Source organism: Citrobacter sp. CK181, assembly GCF_030333595.1.
Taxonomy (GTDB): Bacteria; Pseudomonadota; Gammaproteobacteria; order Enterobacterales; family Enterobacteriaceae; genus Citrobacter_B; species Citrobacter_B koseri.
This window is the reverse complement of the sequence record NZ_JAOWFN010000012.1, coordinates 130,064-151,221: the sequence shown is the minus strand read 5'-3', so window position 1 is coordinate 151,221 and position 21,158 is coordinate 130,064. Positions and strand designations below refer to the sequence as shown.

At 51.0% G+C, this 21,158-nt stretch carries 26 protein-coding genes and 1 other annotated feature (1 of these 27 cut by a window edge); of the genes, 17 read left to right on the top strand and 9 right to left on the bottom strand.

Features of this window, described 5'->3' with window-relative positions; genetic code table 11:
• The first annotated feature begins 313 nt into the window (after positions 1–313).
• Both spy and ves read left to right on the top strand, forming a co-directional pair.
• Positions 314–802 carry an ATP-independent periplasmic protein-refolding chaperone Spy gene (spy, locus tag OGW17_RS10065; RefSeq protein WP_047457387.1) on the top strand — a complete coding sequence of 163 codons (489 nt, stop codon included), beginning with the start codon at positions 314–316 and terminating at the stop codon, positions 800–802.
• A 172-nt stretch (positions 803–974) separates the two neighbouring features.
• Positions 975–1,550, top strand: a complete 576-nt coding sequence (gene ves / locus OGW17_RS10060) for an environmental stress-induced protein Ves (RefSeq protein WP_047457383.1) — start codon at positions 975–977, stop codon at positions 1,548–1,550.
• A gap of 171 nt (positions 1,551–1,721) precedes the next feature.
• On the opposite strand, the gene nadE is transcribed toward ves, so the two are convergent.
• Positions 1,722–2,552 carry an NAD(+) synthase gene (gene nadE, locus OGW17_RS10055; protein WP_012132631.1) on the bottom strand — a complete coding sequence of 277 codons (831 nt, stop codon included), beginning with the start codon at positions 2,550–2,552 and terminating at the stop codon, positions 1,722–1,724.
• Between the two features lie 228 nt (positions 2,553–2,780).
• On the opposite strand from nadE, the gene osmE reads away from it, so the two are divergent.
• The 8 genes from osmE (at position 2,781) to cedA (ending at position 9,129) form a co-directional block, all read left to right on the top strand.
• A complete protein-coding gene (gene osmE / locus OGW17_RS10050) occupies positions 2,781–3,122 on the top strand; it encodes an osmotically-inducible lipoprotein OsmE (protein ID WP_012132630.1) in 342 nt (113 codons plus the stop codon).
• A 300-nt stretch (positions 3,123–3,422) separates the two neighbouring features.
• Positions 3,423–3,743, top strand: coding sequence for a PTS N,N'-diacetylchitobiose transporter subunit IIB (chbB, locus tag OGW17_RS10045; protein WP_024130389.1), 321 nt, complete (start codon positions 3,423–3,425; stop codon positions 3,741–3,743).
• 86 nt (positions 3,744–3,829) lie between these two features.
• Positions 3,830–5,188 carry a PTS N,N'-diacetylchitobiose transporter subunit IIC gene (gene chbC / locus OGW17_RS10040; protein WP_012132628.1) on the top strand — a complete coding sequence of 453 codons (1,359 nt, stop codon included), beginning with the start codon at positions 3,830–3,832 and terminating at the stop codon, positions 5,186–5,188.
• 50 nt (positions 5,189–5,238) lie between these two features.
• Positions 5,239–5,589 (top strand): PTS N,N'-diacetylchitobiose transporter subunit IIA, encoded by a 351-nt coding sequence (chbA, locus tag OGW17_RS10035; RefSeq protein ID WP_012132627.1) that lies wholly within the window; start codon positions 5,239–5,241, stop codon positions 5,587–5,589.
• A 7-nt stretch (positions 5,590–5,596) separates the two neighbouring features.
• Positions 5,597–6,439 carry a transcriptional regulator ChbR gene (gene chbR / locus OGW17_RS10030; protein WP_012132626.1) on the top strand — a complete coding sequence of 281 codons (843 nt, stop codon included), beginning with the start codon at positions 5,597–5,599 and terminating at the stop codon, positions 6,437–6,439.
• Positions 6,440–6,562: 123 nt separating this feature from the next.
• Positions 6,563–7,918 carry a 6-phospho-beta-glucosidase gene (locus OGW17_RS10025; RefSeq protein WP_012132625.1) on the top strand — a complete coding sequence of 452 codons (1,356 nt, stop codon included), beginning with the start codon at positions 6,563–6,565 and terminating at the stop codon, positions 7,916–7,918.
• A gap of 12 nt (positions 7,919–7,930) precedes the next feature.
• The gene (chbG, locus tag OGW17_RS10020) at positions 7,931–8,689 is read left to right on the top strand and encodes a chitin disaccharide deacetylase (protein WP_058669038.1); all 759 of its coding nucleotides are present in this window, start codon (positions 7,931–7,933) and stop codon (positions 8,687–8,689) included.
• Between the two features lie 176 nt (positions 8,690–8,865).
• Entirely contained in the window at positions 8,866–9,129 is a 264-nt protein-coding gene (gene cedA, locus OGW17_RS10015) for a cell division activator CedA (protein ID WP_196050445.1), read from the top strand.
• Between the two features lie 49 nt (positions 9,130–9,178).
• Here cedA and tcyP read toward each other — a convergent pair whose 3' ends face one another.
• The 4 genes from tcyP to hxpB all read right to left on the bottom strand — a co-directional run bounded on the left by tcyP (position 9,179) and on the right by hxpB (position 12,969).
• Positions 9,179–10,570 carry a cystine/sulfocysteine:cation symporter gene (gene tcyP, locus OGW17_RS10010; RefSeq protein ID WP_071258193.1) on the bottom strand — a complete coding sequence of 464 codons (1,392 nt, stop codon included), beginning with the start codon at positions 10,568–10,570 and terminating at the stop codon, positions 9,179–9,181.
• Positions 10,571–10,702: 132 nt separating this feature from the next.
• The gene (locus OGW17_RS10005) at positions 10,703–11,305 is read right to left on the bottom strand and encodes a metal-dependent hydrolase (RefSeq protein WP_077956894.1); all 603 of its coding nucleotides are present in this window, start codon (positions 11,303–11,305) and stop codon (positions 10,703–10,705) included.
• A gap of 85 nt (positions 11,306–11,390) precedes the next feature.
• Positions 11,391–12,152 carry a 2-dehydro-3-deoxy-D-gluconate 5-dehydrogenase KduD gene (gene kduD / locus OGW17_RS10000; RefSeq protein ID WP_047457368.1) on the bottom strand — a complete coding sequence of 254 codons (762 nt, stop codon included), beginning with the start codon at positions 12,150–12,152 and terminating at the stop codon, positions 11,391–11,393.
• Positions 12,153–12,300: 148 nt separating this feature from the next.
• On the bottom strand, positions 12,301–12,969 hold the full coding sequence (gene hxpB / locus OGW17_RS09995; protein WP_071258192.1) for a hexitol phosphatase HxpB: 669 nt from the start codon (positions 12,967–12,969) through the stop codon (positions 12,301–12,303).
• Between the two features lie 148 nt (positions 12,970–13,117).
• Between hxpB and OGW17_RS09990 the strand changes: the two genes are divergently transcribed.
• Entirely contained in the window at positions 13,118–13,654 is a 537-nt protein-coding gene (locus OGW17_RS09990) for a YniB family protein (protein WP_012132617.1), read from the top strand.
• A gap of 79 nt (positions 13,655–13,733) precedes the next feature.
• On the opposite strand, the gene OGW17_RS09985 is transcribed toward OGW17_RS09990, so the two are convergent.
• The 3 genes from OGW17_RS09985 to pfkB form a co-directional block, all read right to left on the bottom strand.
• Positions 13,734–14,594: a fructosamine kinase family protein gene (locus OGW17_RS09985; protein WP_286452178.1), complete on the bottom strand. Its 861-nt coding sequence runs from the start codon at positions 14,592–14,594 to the stop codon at positions 13,734–13,736.
• A gap of 110 nt (positions 14,595–14,704) precedes the next feature.
• Positions 14,705–14,992, bottom strand: coding sequence for a type V toxin-antitoxin system endoribonuclease antitoxin GhoS (locus tag OGW17_RS09980; protein WP_012132615.1), 288 nt, complete (start codon positions 14,990–14,992; stop codon positions 14,705–14,707).
• A gap of 105 nt (positions 14,993–15,097) precedes the next feature.
• Positions 15,098–16,027, bottom strand: a complete 930-nt coding sequence (gene pfkB / locus OGW17_RS09975) for a 6-phosphofructokinase II (protein WP_049008572.1) — start codon at positions 16,025–16,027, stop codon at positions 15,098–15,100.
• Between the two features lie 287 nt (positions 16,028–16,314).
• On the opposite strand from pfkB, the gene OGW17_RS09970 reads away from it, so the two are divergent.
• The gene (locus OGW17_RS09970; RefSeq protein ID WP_071258191.1) at positions 16,315–17,073 is read left to right on the top strand and encodes a DUF481 domain-containing protein; all 759 of its coding nucleotides are present in this window, start codon (positions 16,315–16,317) and stop codon (positions 17,071–17,073) included.
• A 189-nt stretch (positions 17,074–17,262) separates the two neighbouring features.
• Here the strand turns inward: OGW17_RS09970 and yniD are convergent, their stop codons facing one another.
• The gene (gene yniD / locus OGW17_RS09965) at positions 17,263–17,370 is read right to left on the bottom strand and encodes a small membrane protein YniD (protein WP_096753848.1); all 108 of its coding nucleotides are present in this window, start codon (positions 17,368–17,370) and stop codon (positions 17,263–17,265) included.
• 304 nt (positions 17,371–17,674) lie between these two features.
• Between yniD and thrS the strand changes: the two genes are divergently transcribed.
• The 5 genes from thrS (at position 17,675) to pheM (ending at position 21,087) form a co-directional block, all read left to right on the top strand.
• Positions 17,675–19,603, top strand: a complete 1,929-nt coding sequence (gene thrS, locus OGW17_RS09960; RefSeq protein ID WP_071258190.1) for a threonine--tRNA ligase — start codon at positions 17,675–17,677, stop codon at positions 19,601–19,603.
• A 3-nt stretch (positions 19,604–19,606) separates the two neighbouring features.
• The gene (infC, locus tag OGW17_RS09955) at positions 19,607–20,149 is read left to right on the top strand and encodes a translation initiation factor IF-3 (RefSeq protein ID WP_047457361.1); all 543 of its coding nucleotides are present in this window, start codon (positions 19,607–19,609) and stop codon (positions 20,147–20,149) included.
• Positions 20,150–20,245: 96 nt separating this feature from the next.
• Complete coding sequence (gene rpmI, locus OGW17_RS09950; protein ID WP_001124225.1) at positions 20,246–20,443, top strand: 50S ribosomal protein L35; 198 nt, start codon at positions 20,246–20,248, stop codon at positions 20,441–20,443.
• A 118-nt stretch (positions 20,444–20,561) separates the two neighbouring features.
• Positions 20,562–20,918 (top strand): 50S ribosomal protein L20, encoded by a 357-nt coding sequence (gene rplT / locus OGW17_RS09945; protein ID WP_000124850.1) that lies wholly within the window; start codon positions 20,562–20,564, stop codon positions 20,916–20,918.
• 119 nt (positions 20,919–21,037) lie between these two features.
• Positions 21,038–21,158: a sequence feature (Phe leader region), on the top strand (it continues 3 nt past the right edge of the window).
• Positions 21,043–21,087, top strand: coding sequence for a pheST operon leader peptide PheM (gene pheM / locus OGW17_RS09940; RefSeq protein WP_001386830.1), 45 nt, complete (start codon positions 21,043–21,045; stop codon positions 21,085–21,087). (Overlaps the previous feature by 45 nt.)

Sequence of the window (21,158 nt, the reverse complement as noted above, 5' to 3'; positions counted from 1 at the left end):
CTCAGGCGAACGTCTGAGGGTCTTATTTTTGTGTGCTATCGCGATTTATTACGGATTAATCCTGGTAAACTGCTTTATTAATAGTCACCGGTCAGGTATAGTTCTTCATATTTCCTGCAAAATCATCCGCTTGCAATAAAATATTGCAACTCTCCTCGATTTATTCTTTTTTTCTTCATAATTGACGAAAAATTGTTTTTTACACTTTCATTGTTTTACCGTTGCTCTGACTAATTGACGATTAAGGCGGTAAAGTTTATCTCGTCAACACGGCGCTACGCCGAAAGAATAACTGAAAGGAAGGACATAGATTATGCGTAAATTAACTGCACTGTTTGTTGCCTCTACCCTGGCGCTGGGCGCTGCGAACCTGGCTCACGCGGCTGATACCACTACCGCTGCTCCGGCAGATGCGAAGCCGATGATGCACCACAAAGGCAAATTCGGTCCGCATCATGACATGATGTTCAAAGATTTGAACCTGACCGACGCGCAGAAACAGCAAATCCGCGACATCATGAAAGGTCAGCGTGACCAGATGAAACGTCCGCCGCTGGAAGAGCGCCGCGCAATGCACGATATCATCGCCAGCGACAGCTTCGATAAGGCGAAAGCCGAAGCGCAGATTGCGAAGATGGAAGAACAGCGCAAAGCCAATATGCTGGCGCACATGGAAACGCAGAATAAGATCTACAACATTCTGACGCCGGAACAGAAAAAACAGTTTAATGCCAATTTTGAGAAGCGTCTGACAGAACGTCCGGCGCCGGAAGGTAAAATGCCAACACCACCTGCTGAGTAATCCCTCAGCGTTACGCTAACGCATTCAAGACCGCCGGTCCTGTTCACAACATCTCTTCTCGATGTGGACAGGATCGGCGGTTTTTCTTTTCTTCTCGTTAAGGTAAATCTTCACTGCTGCCGATAACAACAATGTGCCATATTATGGCGCTGCGTCCTTCTCGGGAGTGATAATGGAATACTTTGATATCCGTAAAATGCCGGTAAACCTCTGGCGCAATGGTGCGGGCGAAACGCGCGAGATTTGTTGTTTTCCTCCGGCGACGCGGGATTTTCACTGGCGCGCCAGTATTGCGTCTATCGCCGGGAACGGGGAGTTTTCCCTTTTTCCTGGGGTTGAGCGCGTTATTACGTTACTGGAAGGCGGAGAGGTGATGCTGGAAGGCGTGAATACGTTTACCCATACCCTCAAGCGACATCAGCCGTTCACGTTTGCAGGCGATAGCGTTGTGAAAGCCACGCTGTCGGAAGGGCAAATGTCGATGGATCTCAATATCATGACCCGACGCGATCGCTGTAAGGCGAAGGTCAGGGTTGCCGATCGCACGTTTACGACCTTCGGTTCGCGCGGTGGCGTTGTGTTTGTTATTAGCGGCGCCTGGCAACTGGGAGACAAGCTCCTGACCGCCGATCAGGGCGCCTGCTGGCATGACGGGAAACACACGTTACGGTTGTTGAAGCCAGAAGGACAGCTGTTGTTTAGCGAGATTACGTGGTTGCCGGGTTATACGCCGGACACCGTCCAGTAAATGCAACAGGACAGCGCCCGATGGCGCTTCGCTTATCGGGCCTACGGGAGCTATGCAGCGATGTAGGCGGATAAGGTGGTACGTTCGCGCCCGATGGCGTTTCGCTTATCGGGCCTACAGGCGTTATACAGTGATGTAGGCCGGATAAGACGGTACGTCGCCATCCGGCGATTATGATCTCTTCCAGAAATCGTCAAACACCGTAATGGGTGTGCGACGCTTGTGTTCCGTTCGGATATACCAACCTTCGATGATTTTCGCGATGCTGGCATCCAGCGTTTTCCCTTCCAGATAATCATCAATGTTGTCATAGGTGACGCCAAGCGCCGCTTCGTCCGGCAGAGAAGGGCGATCGTCTTCGAGATCCGCCGTTGGCGCTTTCTTATATAAATGTTCCGGGCAACCCAACGCGGCGAGCAGCTGTTTTCCCTGGCGCTTGTTCAGACGGAAAAGCGGGTTAATATCGGTACCGCCATCGCCATATTTAGTGAAGAAGCCCGTCACCGCTTCGGCGGCATGATCGGTGCCGACCACCACACCGTTGGTCATTCCGGCGATACTGTACTGCGCCTTCATGCGTTCGCGGGCTTTTTCGTTGCCGCGAACAAAATCGCTTAACTCAATGCCTGCTTCACGCAATGCCTGCTCGCTGGCCAGAACGGCGCCTTTAATATTGACGGTCAGGACTCTGTCCGGCTGAATAAACGCGATCGCATCCTGACAATCCTGCTCGTCGGCCTGCACGCCGAATGGCAGACGCACGGCAATAAATTGCAGGGCGTCGTTCCCTGTCTCTTCACGCAGTTCAGTAATTGCGGTCTGGCACAATTTGCCCGTCAGCGTCGAATCCTGCCCTCCGCTGATACCCAGTACCAGGGATTTCAGGAAGGGATATGTTTTCAGGTACGCTTTCAGGAAATCTACGCTGCGGCGAATTTCCTCTTCTGCATTAATGTGCGGTTTTGCGCCAAGCGCCCGGATTATCTCTTGCTGTAGCGTCATTTAACCCCTCCGAAGATTTTCAGAATAAATATACTGCGTTAAAGCTAACGCTTTGCTCTCTAAACGACAAGACTCCACGGCCTGAGTGGCGCAATTTACGGCATTAAAACGACATCGTTTTGTTTAATTGGAATTTTCTGAAAGATTTGTTGCATCGATTGTGGGCTTGAAAAAAGCCCTGATGTATTCCAGGCTTATATAACACGCTGATAAACAAGAGGACGGAAAATGAACAAGAATATAGCAGGAATTCTGAGTGCAGCGGCGGTAATGACTATGCTGGCAGGGTGTACGGCGTACGATCGTACAAAAGACCAATTTGTCCAGCCTGTAGTAAAAGATGTGAAAAAAGGGATGAGCCGGTCGCAGGTTGAGCAGATTGCCGGTAAGCCTTCATCTGAAGTGAGCATGATTCATGCGCGCGGTACTTGCCAGACCTACATCCTGGGTCAACGTGATGGTAAAGCTGAAACCTATTTTGTCGCGCTGGATGACACTGGTCATGTGATTAACTCCGGCTACCAGAGCTGTGCAGAGTATGACACCGATCCGCAGGCTCCGAAGCAGTAACAACTGTATATTGCCTGAGCATATGTATGAACCGGCCTGTGTGCCGGTTTTTTTGTTCCTGGGATAATCTTATTTATTGTCGCGAAATATTTGCCTGAAATGTGAGAGGGGTCATAACACCAGGTCAATGAGAGACAATTTTGTTAGTCAAAGAAATACCATCCGCCAGTTCTATCCCGTATACTCATTTCAGCCACCTAAAAAAGTAAATTCGGTTACGCAAGTTGTCCAGTGCATGGATGCAGGTTAAGGCTTGCGGAATGACTGGCTAACAGATAATCGCATATGAGGATCGTTTTTATGGAAAAGAAACACATTTATCTGTTTTGTTCTGCGGGCATGTCGACTTCTTTACTGGTATCGAAGATGCGCGCTCAGGCTGAGAAATATGAAGTGCCGGTTATTATTGAAGCATTTCCTGAGACGCTGGCAGGAGAAAAAGGTCTTTCAGCGGATGTCGTGTTATTAGGCCCACAAATTGCTTATATGTTACCCGAAATTCAGCGTTTGTTACCCAACAAACCTGTAGAAGTGATTGACTCGCTGCTGTATGGCAAAGTCGATGGTTTAGGCGTGCTTAAGGCTGCTGTCGCAGCAATTAAAAAAGCCGCCGCAAATTAATTTTTTGTTTTAATTTTTCCCGTCAAAGAGTTATTTCATAAACATTCACCGCAATATTTTATTGCGGTATTTAAGGGTATTTTTCTATGAGTAACGTCATTGCTTCACTTGAAAAGGTACTCCTTCCTTTTGCTGTTAAAATAGGAAAGCAGCCGCACGTTAATGCAATCAAAAACGGCTTTATTCGCTTAATGCCGTTAACCCTTGCGGGGGCCATGTTTGTATTAATCAACAACGTTTTCCTGAGCTTTGGGGAGGGGTCGTTTTTTTATTCTTTAGGCATTCGGCTTGATGCTTCCACCATTGAAACATTGAATGGCTTAAAAGGCATTGGCGGAAACGTCTATAACGGTACGCTTGGTATTATGTCGTTAATGGCGCCGTTCTTTATCGGAATGGCGCTGGCGGAAGAGCGTAAAGTTGATGCGCTGGCGGCGGGGTTGTTATCCGTGGCGGCCTTTATGACCGTTACGCCATATAGCGTAGGCGAAGCTTATGCGGTTGGCGCGAACTGGCTGGGCGGTGCGAATATTATCTCCGGTATTATTATTGGTCTGGTCGTGGCGGAAATGTTTACCTTTATTGTGCGCCGCAACTGGGTCATTAGATTACCGGACAGCGTCCCGGCGTCGGTTTCCCGTTCATTCTCGGCGTTAATTCCAGGCTTTATTATTCTCTCCATTATGGGGATCATTGCGTGGGCGCTGGCGAACTACGGTTCTAACTTCCACCAGATCATTATGGATACCATTTCTACGCCGCTGGCATCGCTGGGCAGCGTGGTTGGCTGGGCCTATGTGCTGTTTGTTCCGCTACTGTGGTTCTTTGGTATTCACGGCTCGTTGGCATTGACCGCGCTGGACAGCGGTATTATGACCCCGTGGGCGCTGGAAAACATCGCCATCTATCAGCAGTTTGGTTCCGTGGATGCGGCGCTGGAAGCCGGGAAGACGTTCCACGTCTGGGCGAAACCGATGCTCGATTCCTATATTTTCCTCGGAGGGAGTGGCGCGACGCTGGGTCTGATTATCGCTATCTTCCTGGCCTCGCGTCGTGCGGATTACCGCCAGGTAGCAAAACTGGCGCTGCCGTCTGGTATCTTCCAGATTAACGAACCGATTCTGTTCGGCCTGCCGATTATTATGAACCCGGTGATGTTTATCCCGTTCATTCTGGTTCAGCCGATTCTGGCCGCCATTACGCTGATTGCGTATTACCTGGGGATTATCCCGCCGATTACCAACATCGCGCCGTGGACGATGCCAACCGGTCTGGGAGCGTTCTTTAACACCAACGGCAGCGTTGCCGCTCTGCTGGTCGCACTGTTCAACCTGGGCGTCGCGACGCTGATTTATCTGCCTTTCGTGGTTGTCGCCAACAAAGCGCAGAATGCAATTGAGCAAGAAGAAAGCGAAGAAGAAATCGCTAACGCACTGAAATTTTAAATTTAATCCGGCATGGTCTCCCCATGCCGGGCTGAACCAGAGGAAAACGTATGTTGGATCTCGAAAACGTAGCGGGTACGCCGTCAGAGGCGGAAGAACTCGAAGAAGTGGTGATGGGGCTTATCATCAACTCCGGTCAGGCGCGCAGCCTGGCTTATGCGGCGCTGAAACAGGCCAAGCAGGGTGATTTTGCTGCGGCAAAAACGATGATGGAGCAGTCGCGGATGGCGCTCAATGAAGCGCATCTCGTGCAGACGAAACTGATTGAAGGCGATCAGGGCGAAGGTAAAATGAAAGTCAGCCTGGTGCTGGTTCATGCTCAGGATCACCTGATGACGTCGATGTTAGCGCGGGAACTGGTTACAGAGTTAATCGAGCTTCACGAGAAGCTGGAACAGTGAGGAATAAATGATGCAGCTACAGGTTAACGCACCGGAGATCGCCACCGCTCGTGAGCAACAGCTTTTTAACGGCAAGAATTTCCATGTGTTTATCTATAACAAAACTGAGAGCATCAGTGGGCTGCATCAGCATGATTATTATGAATTTACCCTGGTGTTAACGGGGCGCTACTATCAGGAAATCAACGGTAAACGTGTGCTGCTGGAGCGTGGTGATTTCGTGTTTATCCCGTTGGGATCGCACCACCAGAGTTTCTATGAGTTCGGCGCCACGCGTATTCTTAACGTTGGTATCAGTAAGCGTTTTTTTGAACAACACTATCATCCTTTATTACCGTTTTGTTTTGTTGCGTCTCAGGTATACCGGGTCAACAGCGCTTTCCTGACTTATATTGAAACGGTTATCGCGTCGCTGAACTTTCGGGGAAACGGGTTAGATGAGTTTGTAGAAGTGGTCACCTTCTACATCATTAACCGGCTGCGCCATCACCGTGAAGAGCAGGTGATTGACGATATTCCGCAATGGCTGAAAGCGACCGTGGAGACAATGCACGACAAAACGCAGTTTGGTGAAAACGCGCTGGAAAATATGGTGCACCTGTCCGCAAAATCTCAGGAGTATCTGACCCGCGCAACGCAGCGTTATTACAGCAAAACGCCAATGCAGATTATTAATGAGATCCGTATTAATTTTGCGAAAAAACAGCTGGAAATGACCAACTACTCCGTAACGGATATAGCGTATGAGGCGGGTTACAGTAGCCCAAGTCTGTTTATTAAAACGTTTAAAAAGCTGACCTCATTTACACCGAACAGTTATCGTAAAAAATTAACTGAATTTAATCAGTAAACAATATTGACCTGACAACACGATTTTATCGCTTGCCCTGAATAGCGCGGGACGTCCGCGCCATACCTGACGAACGGGCAGAGCGTAATACACGCCAGTGTTTTTACACTGAAGGGAGAAAGTATGAGCCAGAAATTAAAAGTCGTCACAATTGGTGGCGGGAGCAGCTACACCCCTGAATTACTGGAAGGTTTTATTAAGCGTTATCATGAATTGCCGGTTTCTGAATTATGGCTGGTGGATGTTGAAGACGGAAAAGAGAAGCTGGATATTATTTTTGACCTCTGCCAGCGCATGATCGACAAAGCCGGTGTCCCGCTGAAATTATACAAAACGCTGGATCGTCGCGAAGCTTTGCAAGGGGCAGATTTCGTCACTACGCAACTGCGCGTGGGCCAGCTGAAAGCCCGTGAACAGGATGAACGCATTCCGCTAAGTCACGGGTATCTGGGGCAAGAGACCAACGGCGCAGGCGGCCTGTTCAAAGGGTTGCGCACCATCCCGGTTATCTTTGATATCGTGAAAGATGTCGAAGAACTGTGCCCGAACGCGTGGGTCATTAACTTCACTAACCCGGCAGGCATGGTGACAGAAGCGGTTTATCGCCACACCCACTTTAAGAAATTCATCGGCGTATGCAATATCCCCGTGGGGATGAAAATGTTCATCCATGACGTGCTGGCATTGCAAGACAGCGACGATCTGTCGATCGACCTGTTTGGCCTCAACCACATGGTGTTTATTAAAGACGTACTGGTGAATGGCGAATCGCGCTTTGCTGAACTGCTGGATGGCGTGGCGTCCGGGCAGTTAAAAGCGTCAACGGTGAAAAATATTTTTGACCTGCCGTTTAGCGAAGGGCTTATTCGCTCGCTGAATATGCTGCCGTGTTCCTATCTGCTTTACTACTTCAAGCAAAAAGAGATGCTGGCGATTGAAATGGGCGAATACTATAAAGGCGGCGCGCGCGCTCAGGTGGTGCAGAAGGTTGAGAAACAGCTCTTCGATCTTTATAAAAATCCAGAGCTGAACATCAAACCGAAAGAGCTGGAGCAGCGCGGCGGGGCTTACTATTCCGACGCCGCATGTGAAGTGATTAACGCTATCTATAACGATAAGCAGACGGAACACTACGTCAATATCCCACATCATGGTCATGTGGATAATATCCCTGCTGACTGGGCGGTGGAGATGACCTGCACATTAGGGCGGAATGGGGCGACGCCGCACCCGCGCATCACGCATTTCGATGAAAAAGTGCTGGGCCTCATCTATACCATCAAAGGGTTTGAAGTCGCAGCCAGTAAGGCGGCGCTGAGCGGCGAGTTCAATGATGTGCTATTAGCGCTTAACCTGAGCCCGCTGGTGCACTCCGATCGCGATGCGGAAACCCTGGCGCGGGAATTGATTCTGGCTCACGAGAAGTGGCTGCCGAATTTTGCGGAATGCATCGAGAAACTCAAAGGCGCACAACACTGACAGAGGTTGGGTATGGAACGCTTATTGATTGTGAATGCGGATGATTTTGGCCTGAGCAAGGGACAAAACTACGGCATTGTCGAGGCTTGTCGGAATGGCGTTGTGACGTCCACAACGGCGCTGGTCAATGGTGACGCCATCGACCATGCGGCGCAACTGTGCCGTGACGTGCCGAAACTGGCGGTGGGGATGCATTTTGTGCTCACCTTAGGGAAGCCGCTGACGGCAATGCCGGGTTTGACGCGTGAAGGGCTGCTGGGAAAATGGATCTGGCAAATGGCCGAGGAAGAGACCTTGCCGCTGGATGAAATTTCGCATGAGCTGGAGTGTCAGTATCAGCGTTTTATAGACCTTTTTGGCCGTGAGCCAACGCATCTGGACAGTCATCACCATGTGCATATGTTCCCGCAAATTTTTCCCATTGTGGCACAGTTTGCGGCAGAACGCGGCGTTGCTCTGCGTATCGATCGCCAGTCGGTGCTTAATGCTGACGATCTGCCGGTAGCGTTACGCAGCTCGCAGGGATTCAGCAGCGAGTTTTACGGCGACGCTATTTCAGAAGCGCTGTTTCTTCAGGTGCTGGATGCCTCTGCTGACAGAGGCGAAAAGTCACTGGAAGTGATGTGTCATCCGGCGTTCATCGACAATATCATCCGTCAGAGCGCCTATTGTTACCCCCGCTTGACTGAGCTTGACGTGCTGACGTCTGCGTCGTTGAAGTATGCGATTGCGGAACGTGGGTATCGTCTCGGCAGTTTTCTTGATGTCTGACTCCTGAGTTTGCGGCGCATTGCTGCGCCGCATTTTTTATGCCGTCAGCCTGACGGCGCTTGTTTTACCCGCCCGTGACCAGACGCGGTGCGTCGCCATCAGCGTAAACCGCACATGCAAGGCGGGACGAACGGGGGCAAAATCAGCTAAGATAGTGTTTTTCTGATTTTTAGCATTTGCCTTTAGTGAAACAACTGATGATGAAACCTCTTCGCCAACAAAATCGCCCGGTTATCAGCTATGTTCCACGCGTGGAGCCCGCGCCGCCAGAACATGCGATAAAAATGGACGCGTTTCGTGACGTATGGATACTGCGCGGAAAGTATGTCGCCTTTATCTTAATGGGGGAGGCATTTCAGCGATCGCCTGCATTTACCGTTCCTGAGTCGGCGCAGCGATGGGCGAATCAGGTTCGCCAGGAAAATGAGATAGCCGAATAATTCGCATAAAAAAACCGCCTGATTAAGGCGGTTTTTTCATCACGCGGGATCAATGATGTGCCAGTTCGGCATCGTCTTCACTGTCCAGAAGGGTTTTGTCCGTCTGCTTCAGCCACTGGCTGGTCAGCGTACCGGCAGTCATTGAGCCGCTCACGTTCAGCGCGGTACGACCCATATCGATCAGCGGTTCAACGGAAATCAGCAGCGCGACCAGCGTGACCGGCAGGCCCATCGCAGGCAGGACGATCAGCGCAGCGAAGGTGGCGCCGCCGCCGACGCCCGCGACACCGGCAGAGCTGACGGTCACAATACCGACCAGGGTGGCAATCCAGACCGGATCAAGCGGGTTAATACCGACAGTCGGCGCAACCATCACCGCCAGCATAGCCGGGTACAGGCCTGCACAACCATTCTGACCAATCGTCGCGCCAAAAGAGGCGGAGAAGCTGGCGATGGATTCCGGTACGCCCAGACGACGCGTTTGCGCTTCCACGTTCAGCGGAATGGACGCGGCGCTGGAGCGGCTGGTAAAGGCGAACGTCAGAACCGGCCATACTTTACGGAAATATTTCAGCGGGCTGACGCCGTTGACGCCCAGCAGGATACCGTGCACCACAAACATGATGATCAGGCCAAGATAAGACGCGACCACGAAGCTACCCAGTTTGATGATGTCCTGTAGGTTAGACCCTGCGACGACTTTGGTCATCAGCGCCAGTACGCCATATGGCGTCAGTTGCATTACCAGGCGCACCAGCTTCATCACCCAGCTTTGCAGGGTATCGATAGCGATTAGCACGCGTTCGCCTTTCGGCGCGTCGTCTTTCAGCAGTTTCAGCGCCGCGACGCCGAGGAATGCCGCGAAGATCACCACGCTGATGATGGAGGTCGGGTTTGCGCCGGTCAGGTCAGCAAACGGGTTTTTCGGCACAAACGACAGCACCAGTTGCGGTACGCTGAGGTCGGCGACTTTACTGACATAGTTGGTTTCTATGGCGTTCAGACGCGCGGTTTCCGCGCCGCCCTGCACCAGACCTTCCGCCGTCAGACCGAACAGGTTGGTGACCAGTACACCCACCAGTGCGGCAATCAGGGTAGTGAAAAGCAGCGTGCCAATGGTCAGAAAGCTGATCTTACCCAACTGAGACGCGTTATGCAGACGCGCAACGGCGCTGAGAATAGACGCGAAGACCAGCGGCATGACGATCATTTGCAGCAGTTGTACATAGCCGTTGCCGACGATGTTGAACCACTGAACGGAGTCTTTTAATACCTGGCTGTCAGACCCGTAAACGGTGTGCAGGGCGAGACCGAAGATCACGCCCATCACCAGACCGACCAGCACTTTTTTTGCCAGACTCCACTGTTTGTGGCGAGTTTGCGCCAGCACGAACAGCAGTGCAACGAACACCACGATGTTCGCGATTAATGGAAAATTCATCCCCGTTCTCCTGATTTTTTTATACGTATCGCCGTGTGACAGCGATCCTGTTGGCGCAAGGTTAGCAGAACTGTGACCGACCTCTTATATTCAAATGGAATTGTTTATGCCAAAAATGACATTTATGCTGGTTTACTCAGCAATCTGGTGATTTATAAAGCGATCGAACTGCATTTGCAGCATATTAATCATCTGCGACGACCAACGCACTGCACTGTTTTCGGGCATTGTCTGCGGCATCCAGATAGCCCACACGAATAACGCCATGCATAAAAAACGCTCCAGTTGATTGCCTTTTTGCGGAACGAGGATCGGTAGACGGAAGCGCCAGCGGCAGGGCCAGAGCAGGGGAACGCCCGCCGGGGTCAGCATATCGGCCAGAATATGGCTTAAATAACCGAGCACCATTCCTTGCAGGGCATCGGCCGGAATAATCCAGCTCTCCGGCACTTTCAGGTAGAAAAGGGCAAGCATAGCGAACACGGCGAACAGGCTGTGCGTAAACCCGCGATGGCCGAACGCGCGCGCGACAGGTTTTGATATCCATTTCAGACGCTGGCCAAGAAATGATTTTGGATGATCAATATCGGGCAGCAGGCAGGTCAGGATGGCCGAAGGGACAATATGCCACCAGTCGCCCTGAGCGAGAACCGGCGTCAATTCCGCATTTTTGGCAAACACTGCGCAGGCAATGGAAAAAAGAAGGTGGCCTTCCGCCGTCATGATAAAACCCAATAAACTGTCAATTCATACAGTATAGGGTTTTTATACAGTAGGCGGAAGAGGTGACGTTGTAACTCTATGTCACAAATGACATGAATTAGCGCGCCAGCCAGCCGCCATCGACGGCGAGGGTATAGCCGTGAACGTAATCAGACGCCGAAGAAGCGAGAAAGACAACCGGGCCTTGCAGATCGGCAGGTGTGCCCCAGCGTCCGGCCGGAATGCGGTCAACAATCTCTTTGCTGCGTGCGGCGTCATCCCGCAGCTGTTGCGTATTGTTCGTCGCCATATAACCGGGAGCGATGGCGTTCACGTTGATGTGATGTTCCGCCCATTCGTTCGCCAGCAACCGCGTGATACCCAATACGCCGCTTTTCGACGCGGTATAAGAAGGCACGCGAATGCCGCCCTGGAATGAAAGCATTGAGGCGATATTAATAATCTTCCCGCCATCACCTTGCTTCAGGAATTGCCGTGCGACGGCCTGAGAGAGAAAGAACACGGATTTAAGATTCAGATTCATCACATCGTCCCAGTCTTTCTCGCTAAACGACAGCGCGTCTTCGCGGCGGATCGTCCCGGCGTTGTTCACCAGAATGTCAATTCGGCCAAACTGTTCGACCGTTTGCGCGACAATAGCCGGGATAGCGCGTTGCTGGCTCAGGTCGGCCTGGATCGCCATAAAACGGCGTCCGAGCGCCGCCACTTTTGCTGCCGTATCGTGGGGGACTTTGCGATTAACGCCGACGATGTCGCAGCCTGCTTCCGCCAGCGCCAGCGTCATACCCTGCCCAAGCCCGGTATCGCATCCGGTCACTATCGCGACTTTACCTGCAAGACTAAACGCATCCAGAATCATGTTCACCTCGGCTATCGGTTTTTATCAGTTTTTTGCCCTGAGAAAAGGATAGAAGAGGCGGTGAAGGAATACAATAAAAAATGAAACAGCGTTTTATAAAGAAGATGTGCGTAGCAAAACGGGCAATGTCGCCACTGCCCGTCGCTATTTAACCGCGCAGATGCGCTGCGGTCAGTTCAGCCAGCGAAGTCAGTTTGACGTTGGCAAGGGCGAAGCGCGGGTCGTGCTGGCCTTCTTCCGCCGGAACAACAATTGAGCGCATTCGCGCCGCTTTTGAGGCGACCATGCCGTTGACGGAGTCTTCCAGCGCAACGCAGGTTAACGGGTCAACGCCCAGTTTGGCCGCGCAATCGAGGTATACCTGCGGATGCGGCTTGCTGTAAGGCAGTTTTTCCGCAGAGGCCAGGGCATCGAAACTTTCACGCAGATCAAACATGGTCAGCACCTTTTCCAGCATATGCAGGGGGGAAGCGGAGGCCAGACCGACCATTAACCCCTGAGATTTGCACAGCGCGACCGCTTCGCGCACGCCGGGGAGCAGCGGGCGAGTTTCTTCAACCAGTGAGATGGCGCGGGTAATGATTCGGTCGGTAACCGCCTGACGGTCTGGCCCATTCCACGGTTGTTGGGTGTACCAGAGGTCAACAACCATATCGATGCGTAAACCCAGCGTATCCGGGAGTTCATGGCGGCGGGTAATATCTACGCCTAAACTTGCCATGACCTCCAGTTCAGCTTGATCCCAAAGCGGTTCGGAATCGATCAGTAGTCCATCCATATCGAAAATTGCAGCAAGAATCTGACGCGGGGTTGACATTACAACCTCTCCTTTTGAGGTGAAAACACAATGGATTAAGCGCTTATTATGGCTAATGACGTATCATAGCGCCTTTAAAGAACAGGCGAAATTGGTTATCAGCAGGTAGACTTAGGCCAAAACGACGCGTCTTTATCAAGGGGAACTCATGACGTATCAACAAGCTGGACGCATTGCTGTCTTAAAAAGGATTCTGGGATGGGTGATTTTTATCCCTGCGCTTATTTCCACACTGGTTTCATTGCTGAAGTTTATGTATGAGCACAGCGAAAAGCAGGAAGGGATTAACGCGGTGATGCTTGATTTTACTCACGTTATGATTGATATGATGCGGGCGAATACCGCGTTCCTGAACCTGTTCTGGTATAACTCGCCAACGCCGGATTTTCAACACAGTCTGAACATTGTTTTCTGGGTGATTTTTGTGTTGATTTTCGTTGGCCTGGCATTGCAGGACTCAGGCGCCAGGATGAGCCGCCAGGCGCGTTTTCTTCGCGAAGGGGTTGAAGATCAGCTTATTCTGGAAAAAGCGAAAGGCAGCGAGGGGTTGTCACGCGAGCAAATTGAGTCGCGCATCGTGGTTCCGCATCACACGATCTTCTTACAGTTTTTCCCGCTTTATATCCTGCCGGTGATTATCATCGTGTTGGGCTACGTTTTCTTTTCGCTTCTTGGATTTGTGTAGCAATGAAGAATGCCCGATAGCGCTTCGCTTATCGGGCCTGTGGTTCAGTGCATTTGTAAGCTGTCATCCGGCACAATAGCTATGCCGCCAGCAACCTTTCCATCGCTTTTTGCGCCACCACCAGGTGTTGCCCGCCAAACAGTCTCGCCCGATTGAGCAGGGTATAGAGCTGATAAATCGGCTGGCGATCCAGAAAATCCAGCGGTAGCGGAGAAACAGACTGGTAGCCATCATAGATCTGCGGGGGTTGGTCGGTATGCAGCGGCAACATGGCCAGATCGCACTCCCTGTCGCCCCAGTAACAGGCGGGATCGAAAATATAGGGGCCATCAGGCCCAAGCGCGCAGTTTCCTGACCATAAATCGCCGTGCAGCAGCGAAGGCTGCGGCTGATGCGAGGCCAGACGCTGCTGAACATGCTCAACGATCGCATCGATATTGCCAAATGCGATGCCTTTTTCTGCCGCCAGTTCGAGCTGCCAGCCAATGCGTTGTTCGGCAAAAAATGTTGACCAGCGTCGTTGCCAGGCATTGGATTGAGGCGTGGTGGACAGGGCGTTATCAAAATCAAGGCCAAACTGGGGCTGGTCGCTCCATTCATGTAAATGGGCAAGTTGCTGACCGAGGATAAAGGCGTTGTGGGCATCCAGAGGACGGGGAGGGAGATAATCCATCACCAGAAAACTGTAGTCTCTGTCTGAGCCCTGCGCCCAGACTTTCGGGACGGTGACGGTTTTACTGCGGGAAAGCAGCTCCAGTTGGTCAGCTTCCGCCGTAAAGCCGGGAAGGAGCTCTCTTTCATCACATTTGACGAAAAAATCGCGTCCCGCATAGCGTAAATGCCATGCGGCATGGATCTCTCCGCCGGGCAGTTCATTACGCAGTTCGATTTCGCCTTCACCTAATTGCTCGCTTAAAAGACGACTGATAGCCTGCCACATGATGTCTCTCCCCATGTTGTCTGCCAGATCATAAGGTTAGCGCATAAATGCGGTGAAAAAACACGAGCTAACGCACACCGTAGACGCGTTTTTGCACAATGGCACTGATATTATCGGTCTTTAGTCCACTCCTCCCATGTCATGACCGATATTTCTGGTTTCTTATCTAAAGCGCTTTCCGCCAGCCCGGCGGTAAGCGCGGCGATCTCATCTTCGCTCAGGGCGCTGATAAAACCAAATGTGTTGGTACCCAGTTCATGCACATGCCCTTGCTCGTCGGTCATGGTGAGCAGAAAACCGCACCGCGTCAGATGGTTGTTCAACTCGTTAATCTCTGTCAGCGAGTCTTCATGAAATTTCACGGTTATGACATAGCGGATGACATCACCACTGGCCATAAATCACCTCTTTGTAATCACATGATTTTTTAGCATAGTCGGTTAATTCGTATGCTGATAGCTTTGCCGCTGAAACCCCCTCGTAATAAGGAGGGGGATGGCCGATCACTGAGAAAGCCAGGCGTAGATTTTCTGCGTATCGTCCCGGGAACACAGACGTGTTCCTTGATTCAACGTCGCCGCGCTGCCTGCCGAGACGCCGAAACGCACCATCTCTTCCAGCGAGGCGTTTTCCGCCAGTTTTAGCGTCATTGCGCCAACCATGCTGTCGCCCGCGCCGACGGTACTTTGACTTCTGACGGGAGGGGGAACAACCTGGACGCAGCTTTCGCTATCCACCGCCAGCGCCCCCTGCGGCCCCAGAGACACAACGACGCGGCGCGCTTTGCCGCTCTTCACGATTTCCTGCGCCGCTTTGCGCACATCGTCAGGCTGCGTGAGTTCGCGATTGACCAGCGCGCTCAGCTCTTTTTGGTTCGGTTTGACCAGTTCAATATTGCCGAGAGATAACGCCGCGTTGAGCGCATCGCCCGAACTATCAATAATGCAGCGGATGCCCTGTTTCTGCGCGGCGGCAATAAGCTGCGTCAGTTTTTCCAGCTTGACGCCGGGCGGCAGACTCCCGCTGATAACCAAAATGGCGCCGGATTCGATCTCCAGAACCTGTTCTTCAATCTGGCGAAATTCGTCATCGTCGAGTGCCGCGCCGGGCATGACAAAGCGATATTGCTCCCCGCTGGACTCCACATGAACATGCAGGTTTTGTCGCGTCCAGTCTTTGGCGTCGATGGTGACGACGGGGACGTTTTCATCGGCCAGAAGTGCGACCAGATGTTCGCCGGTCGCGCCGCCTGCGGGGAAAATCGCGGTTGCGGTTCCGCCAAGATGGGCAATCGCGCGGGCAACGTTGATTCCGCCGCCGCCGGGTTCAAAAACGGGTGATGAACAGCGAAGTTTCCCTTCGGGATAGAGTTGTGGGGTGATTGTTGCGCTATCGAGAGAGGGCGCAAGTGTTAACGTATAGATACGTATCATCTTTACCTCCTGTTAGGCTGACTTCAGTCTGGCACTGAATGCCCGGAAAGGGAAGTAATTAACAATATGATTTACTGGATATTTATTTAAAATTACCGGGAGAAAGATATATAAATAAATATCTGCTTTGGGAACTCTCTTATTCAAAAAATGAAATAAGAATTCATTGCTATGTTATTCGAGCCTTTTTATAATTTGTTACCTTTCCTGGATCGTTTGTCATTGATCCTTATGAAAGTTTCCGGGACCGTAACGGTCTCTTTTTTTGTTGTACGGACTCTTTATAAATGAAGCTTTTGAAGACAGTACCCGCTGCATTAATGTTGGCAGGGGGCGTATTTGCGTCAATGCATGCCGCTGCTGATGATTCCGTTTTTACTGTCATGGATGATCCCGCCACTGCGAAGAAACCCTTCGAAGGTAACCTGAATGCGGGCTACCTTGCTCAGTCAGGCAACACGAAAAGTTCTTCTTTAACGGCTGACACCACGATGACCTGGTACGGTGCAACCACCGCCTGGTCGCTGTGGGGGAATGCCAGCAATACATCCTCCAACGATGAGCGCTCTTCGGAGAAATACGCGGTAGGCGGCCGTAGCCGTTTCAATATGACCGACTACGATTACCTGTTTGGCCAGGCAAGCTGGCTGACAGACCGTTACAACGGTTATCGTGAGCGTGACACACTGACCGCCGGTTATGGCCGTCAGTTCCTCAACGGGCCGGTGCACAGCTTCCGTTTTGAATTCGGTCCTGGCGTACGCTATGACGAACATACCGATGGCAAAACCGAGACCCAACCGCTGGGCTACGCTTCCGGTAGCTACGCCTGGCAGATGACGGATAACACCAAATTTACGCAGGGCGTGTCCGTTTTCGGCGCTGAAGATACCACCCTCAACTCAGAGACGGCGTTGAATGTCGCGATCAACGAGCATTTTGGTTTAAAGGTGGCTTATAACCTGACCTGGAACTCCGAACCGCCCGCAACGGCGCCGGAACATACCGATCGCCGCACGACGATATCGTTAGGGTATAAGATGTAATCGCCTGCCGGGTTGTTTTAAACACGACCCGGCTTTTTAAATTAGCGTTTTTATCGCGATTGCGCGCTAAGTGAAATTATATTTATATTTTCCGTGGCGAATGCCATTCATAAAAACGCGTTGAACGTGCATATTATTGATGTTTTCTATTCATTCGCAGGAATTAACTTTCGGCGAACGCTTCGGATATTAGCCCCAAATCATCGCCGCCCAGCGGAGCAGCAACATTGCGCCGCAAATGAGGAGCAATACGACAACCATCTTCCAGTGTTTTTTGGCAAAGCGGTTTGTTGGCATTTTCTCTCTTCCTGTCAAAATCGGACTGATGCTCTCAGTGTAACAAAAGCGATGGCGCGTCAGGGAATTGATTTACATCATACAGTTCGGCGTGATTGCGGCTTTGATCGGCAGTCAATGCCGTGTACACTGTCAAACGGTGTTATCAAAAAACGGGTGTAGGTCCAGTCTTGCCATTCAGGCGGGCCGTGACATATTTCGCAGAGTGAAGCGGGAATCAGCCCATAACTTTTTGATAATTTTAAATATTGAAACTTTGTATGTGATCTTTCGTGTGGGTCACCACTGCAAATAAGGATATAACATGCCTGTTATTACTCTTCCTGATGGCAGCCAACGCCATTACGACCACGCTGTAAGCCCCATGGATGTTGCGCTGGACATTGGTCCAGGACTGGCGAAAGCCTGTATCGCAGGTCGCGTTAATGGCGAACTGGTTGACGCGTCCGATCTCATTGAAAACGACGCTCAGCTGGCAATCATCACCGTGAAAGATGAAGAAGGTCTGGAGATCATTCGTCACTCCTGCGCGCACCTGTTAGGGCACGCGATTAAACAACTTTGGCCGAACACCAAAATGGCTATCGGTCCGGTTGTCGATAACGGTTTTTACTATGATATTGATCTCGACCGTACGTTAACCCAGGAAGATGTCGACGCGCTCGAAAAACGGATGCACGAGCTTGCTGAGAAAAACTACGACGTCATTAAGAAGAAAGTGAGCTGGCACGAAGCGCGTGAAACCTTCGTGAAGCGTGGCGAAACCTATAAGGTTTCTATTCTTGATGAGAATATTGCGCATGATGACAAGCCGGGCTTGTATCATCATGAAGAATATGTCGATATGTGCCGTGGCCCGCACGTGCCGAACATGCGTTTCTGCCATCACTTCAAACTGATGAAAACCGCAGGGGCATACTGGCGTGGCGACAGCGACAACAAGATGCTGCAACGTATTTATGGTACGGCGTGGGCGGATAAAAAATCCCTGAACGCCTATCTGCAACGCCTTGAAGAAGCCGCCAAGCGCGACCACCGTAAAATCGGTAAGCAGCTTGACCTGTATCATATGCAGGAAGAAGCGCCGGGTATGGTGTTCTGGCATAACGACGGCTGGACTATCTTCCGTGAACTGGAAGTCTTTGTGCGTTCTAAGCTCAAAGAATATCAGTATCAGGAAGTTAAAGGCCCGTTCATGATGGACCGTGTGCTGTGGGAAAAAACCGGGCACTGGGAAAACTACAAAGATGCGATGTTCACTACCTCTTCAGAGAACCGTGAATACTGCATCAAGCCGATGAACTGCCCGGGCCACGTGCAGATCTTCAACCAGGGTCTGAAGTCCTACCGCGATCTGCCGCTGCGTATGGCGGAATTCGGTAGCTGCCACCGTAACGAACCGTCAGGCGCCTTGCATGGCCTGATGCGCGTACGTGGCTTCACCCAGGATGATGCGCATATCTTCTGTACTGAAGAACAGATTCGCGATGAAGTGAACGCCTGTATTCGTATGGTCTACGATATGTACAGCACCTTTGGCTTCGAGAAAATCGTCGTCAAACTTTCCACTCGCCCCGAAAAACGTATCGGTAGCGATGAAATGTGGGATCGTGCTGAGGCGGATCTGGCCGTTGCGCTGGAAGAAAACAACATCCCGTTTGAGTATCAACTGGGTGAGGGCGCATTCTACGGTCCGAAAATTGAATTTACCCTGTATGACTGCCTCGATCGTGCATGGCAGTGCGGTACGGTACAGCTGGACTTCTCTCTGCCGTCTCGTCTGAACGCCTCTTATGTTGGCGAAAACAACGAGCGTCAGGTGCCGGTGATGATTCACCGCGCGATTCTTGGGTCAATGGAACGTTTCATCGGTATCCTGACTGAAGAGTTCGCAGGCTTCTTCCCGACCTGGCTTGCGCCGGTTCAGGTAGTGGTGATGAACATTACCGATACTCAGTCTGAATACGTTAACGAATTGACGCAGAAACTACAAAATGCGGGCATTCGTGTAAAAGCAGACTTGAGAAATGAGAAGATAGGCTTTAAAATCCGCGAGCACACTTTACGTCGTGTCCCTTACATGTTGGTCTGTGGCGACAAAGAGGTAGAAGCAGGCAAAGTAGCCGTGCGTACCCGTCGTGGCAAAGACTTGGGCAGCCTGGACGTAAATGAAGTTATCGAGAAGCTGCAACAAGAGATTCGCAGCCGCAGTCTTCAACAACTGGAGGAATAAAGTATTAAAGGCGGAAAACGAGTTCAAACGGCGCGTCCTAACCGTATCAATGGCGAAATTCGCGCCCAGGAAGTTCGCTTAACAGGTCTGGAAGGCGAGCAGCTTGGTATTGTGAGTCTGAGAGAAGCTCTGGAAAAAGCTGAAGAAGCTGGAGTAGACTTAGTCGAAATCAGCCCTAACGCCGAGCCGCCGGTTTGTCGTATAATGGATTACGGCAAATTCCTCTATGAAAAGAGTAAGTCTTCTAAGGAACAGAAGAAAAAGCAAAAAGTTATCCAGGTTAAGGAAATTAAATTCCGTCCTGGTACAGATGAAGGCGACTATCAGGTAAAACTCCGCAGCCTGATTCGCTTTCTCGAAGAGGGCGATAAGGCCAAGATCACGCTGCGTTTCCGCGGTCGTGAGATGGCCCACCAACAGATCGGTATGGAAGTGCTTAATCGCGTGAAAGAAGATCTGGCTGAACTGGCAGTTGTCGAATCCTTCCCTACGAAGATCGAAGGCCGTCAGATGATTATGGTGCTCGCTCCTAAGAAGAAACAGTAAGGCCTTCAAGTAGCAATTCCTGTGGAGCCTTCGGGCTTCACAGATTTTGTTCGCCTGGGTTTCGTTTATTAACAATGCGAAGTGGAAGTTATTAAAATGCCAAAAATTAAGACCGTACGCGGTGCTGCTAAGCGCTTCAAAAAAACCGGTAAAGGTGGTTTTAAGCACAAGCACGCTAACCTGCGTCATATTCTGACCAAAAAAGCGACCAAGCGTAAACGTCACCTGCGCCCGAAAGCCATGGTTTCCAAAGGCGATCTGGGTCTGGTAATCGCGTGCCTGCCGTACGCATAAGCCGTTAACGTTTTTTTTAACTTTTTTATGCCCGATAGATTTCGCATGTCGCAAGGCGGTTAACGCCGCGAAAATGTGAAAGATGAAGGGCGAATCAGAATAGATACAGGAGAGCACTATGGCTCGCGTAAAACGTGGTGTAATTGCACGCGCACGTCACAAGAAAATTTTGAAACAAGCCAAAGGCTACTACGGTGCGCGTTCTCGCGTATACCGCGTTGCCTTCCAGGCAGTTATCAAAGCTGGTCAGTATGCTTACCGTGACCGTCGTCAACGTAAGCGTCAGTTCCGTCAACTGTGGATTGCGCGTATCAACGCAGCAGCACGTCAGAACGGTATTTCTTACAGCAAATTCATCAACGGCCTGAAAAAAGCCTCTGTTGAAATCGACCGTAAGATCCTGGCTGACATCGCAGTATTCGACAAAGTAGCGTTCACCGCTCTGGTTGAAAAAGCGAAAGCAGCTCTGGCATAAGCCAGTGAAAAGAGGGAGCCTGGCTCCCTCTCTTTTATTTGTAGTGCAATCAATCAGTTGACAATTTATCCGTAACCCTTTTCAATAAAGGTTGTCCGGTTTTACCACACAAGGTAACGCAAGCATGAATGCTGCTATTTTCCGCTTCTTTTTTTACTTTAGCACCTGACTCCAGGAGGCTAGCGCGTGAAAGAAGAAACGAAAAACAGCGCGAAAAAGCCTCCTGATGGAGGCTTTTTT

What these genes read in the sequence shown, in the direction of transcription:
- OGW17_RS09985 (WP_286452178.1), bottom strand. Translation starts at nt 14,594, where the DNA reads ATGTGGCAGGCTATCAGTCGTCTTTTAAGCGAGCAATTAGGTGAAGGC.
- OGW17_RS09970 (WP_071258191.1), top strand. Translation starts at nt 16,315, where the DNA reads ATGAAGCTTTTGAAGACAGTACCCGCTGCATTAATGTTGGCAGGGGGC.
- chbA (WP_012132627.1), top strand. Translation starts at nt 5,239, where the DNA reads ATGTTGGATCTCGAAAACGTAGCGGGTACGCCGTCAGAGGCGGAAGAA.
- kduD (WP_047457368.1), bottom strand. Translation starts at nt 12,152, where the DNA reads ATGATTCTGGATGCGTTTAGTCTTGCAGGTAAAGTCGCGATAGTGACC.
- pfkB (WP_049008572.1), bottom strand. Translation starts at nt 16,027, where the DNA reads ATGATACGTATCTATACGTTAACACTTGCGCCCTCTCTCGATAGCGCA.
- chbC (WP_012132628.1), top strand. Translation starts at nt 3,830, where the DNA reads ATGAGTAACGTCATTGCTTCACTTGAAAAGGTACTCCTTCCTTTTGCT.
- OGW17_RS09990 (WP_012132617.1), top strand. Translation starts at nt 13,118, where the DNA reads ATGACGTATCAACAAGCTGGACGCATTGCTGTCTTAAAAAGGATTCTG.
- thrS (WP_071258190.1), top strand. Translation starts at nt 17,675, where the DNA reads ATGCCTGTTATTACTCTTCCTGATGGCAGCCAACGCCATTACGACCAC.
- ves (WP_047457383.1), top strand. Translation starts at nt 975, where the DNA reads ATGGAATACTTTGATATCCGTAAAATGCCGGTAAACCTCTGGCGCAAT.
- OGW17_RS09980 (WP_012132615.1), bottom strand. Translation starts at nt 14,992, where the DNA reads ATGGCCAGTGGTGATGTCATCCGCTATGTCATAACCGTGAAATTTCAT.
- tcyP (WP_071258193.1), bottom strand. Translation starts at nt 10,570, where the DNA reads ATGAATTTTCCATTAATCGCGAACATCGTGGTGTTCGTTGCACTGCTG.
- OGW17_RS10025 (WP_012132625.1), top strand. Translation starts at nt 6,563, where the DNA reads ATGAGCCAGAAATTAAAAGTCGTCACAATTGGTGGCGGGAGCAGCTAC.
- osmE (WP_012132630.1), top strand. Translation starts at nt 2,781, where the DNA reads ATGAACAAGAATATAGCAGGAATTCTGAGTGCAGCGGCGGTAATGACT.
- rpmI (WP_001124225.1), top strand. Translation starts at nt 20,246, where the DNA reads ATGCCAAAAATTAAGACCGTACGCGGTGCTGCTAAGCGCTTCAAAAAA.
- chbG (WP_058669038.1), top strand. Translation starts at nt 7,931, where the DNA reads ATGGAACGCTTATTGATTGTGAATGCGGATGATTTTGGCCTGAGCAAG.
- yniD (WP_096753848.1), bottom strand. Translation starts at nt 17,370, where the DNA reads ATGCCAACAAACCGCTTTGCCAAAAAACACTGGAAGATGGTTGTCGTA.
- chbR (WP_012132626.1), top strand. Translation starts at nt 5,597, where the DNA reads ATGATGCAGCTACAGGTTAACGCACCGGAGATCGCCACCGCTCGTGAG.
- nadE (WP_012132631.1), bottom strand. Translation starts at nt 2,552, where the DNA reads ATGACGCTACAGCAAGAGATAATCCGGGCGCTTGGCGCAAAACCGCAC.
- hxpB (WP_071258192.1), bottom strand. Translation starts at nt 12,969, where the DNA reads ATGTCAACCCCGCGTCAGATTCTTGCTGCAATTTTCGATATGGATGGA.
- chbB (WP_024130389.1), top strand. Translation starts at nt 3,423, where the DNA reads ATGGAAAAGAAACACATTTATCTGTTTTGTTCTGCGGGCATGTCGACT.
- rplT (WP_000124850.1), top strand. Translation starts at nt 20,562, where the DNA reads ATGGCTCGCGTAAAACGTGGTGTAATTGCACGCGCACGTCACAAGAAA.
- spy (WP_047457387.1), top strand. Translation starts at nt 314, where the DNA reads ATGCGTAAATTAACTGCACTGTTTGTTGCCTCTACCCTGGCGCTGGGC.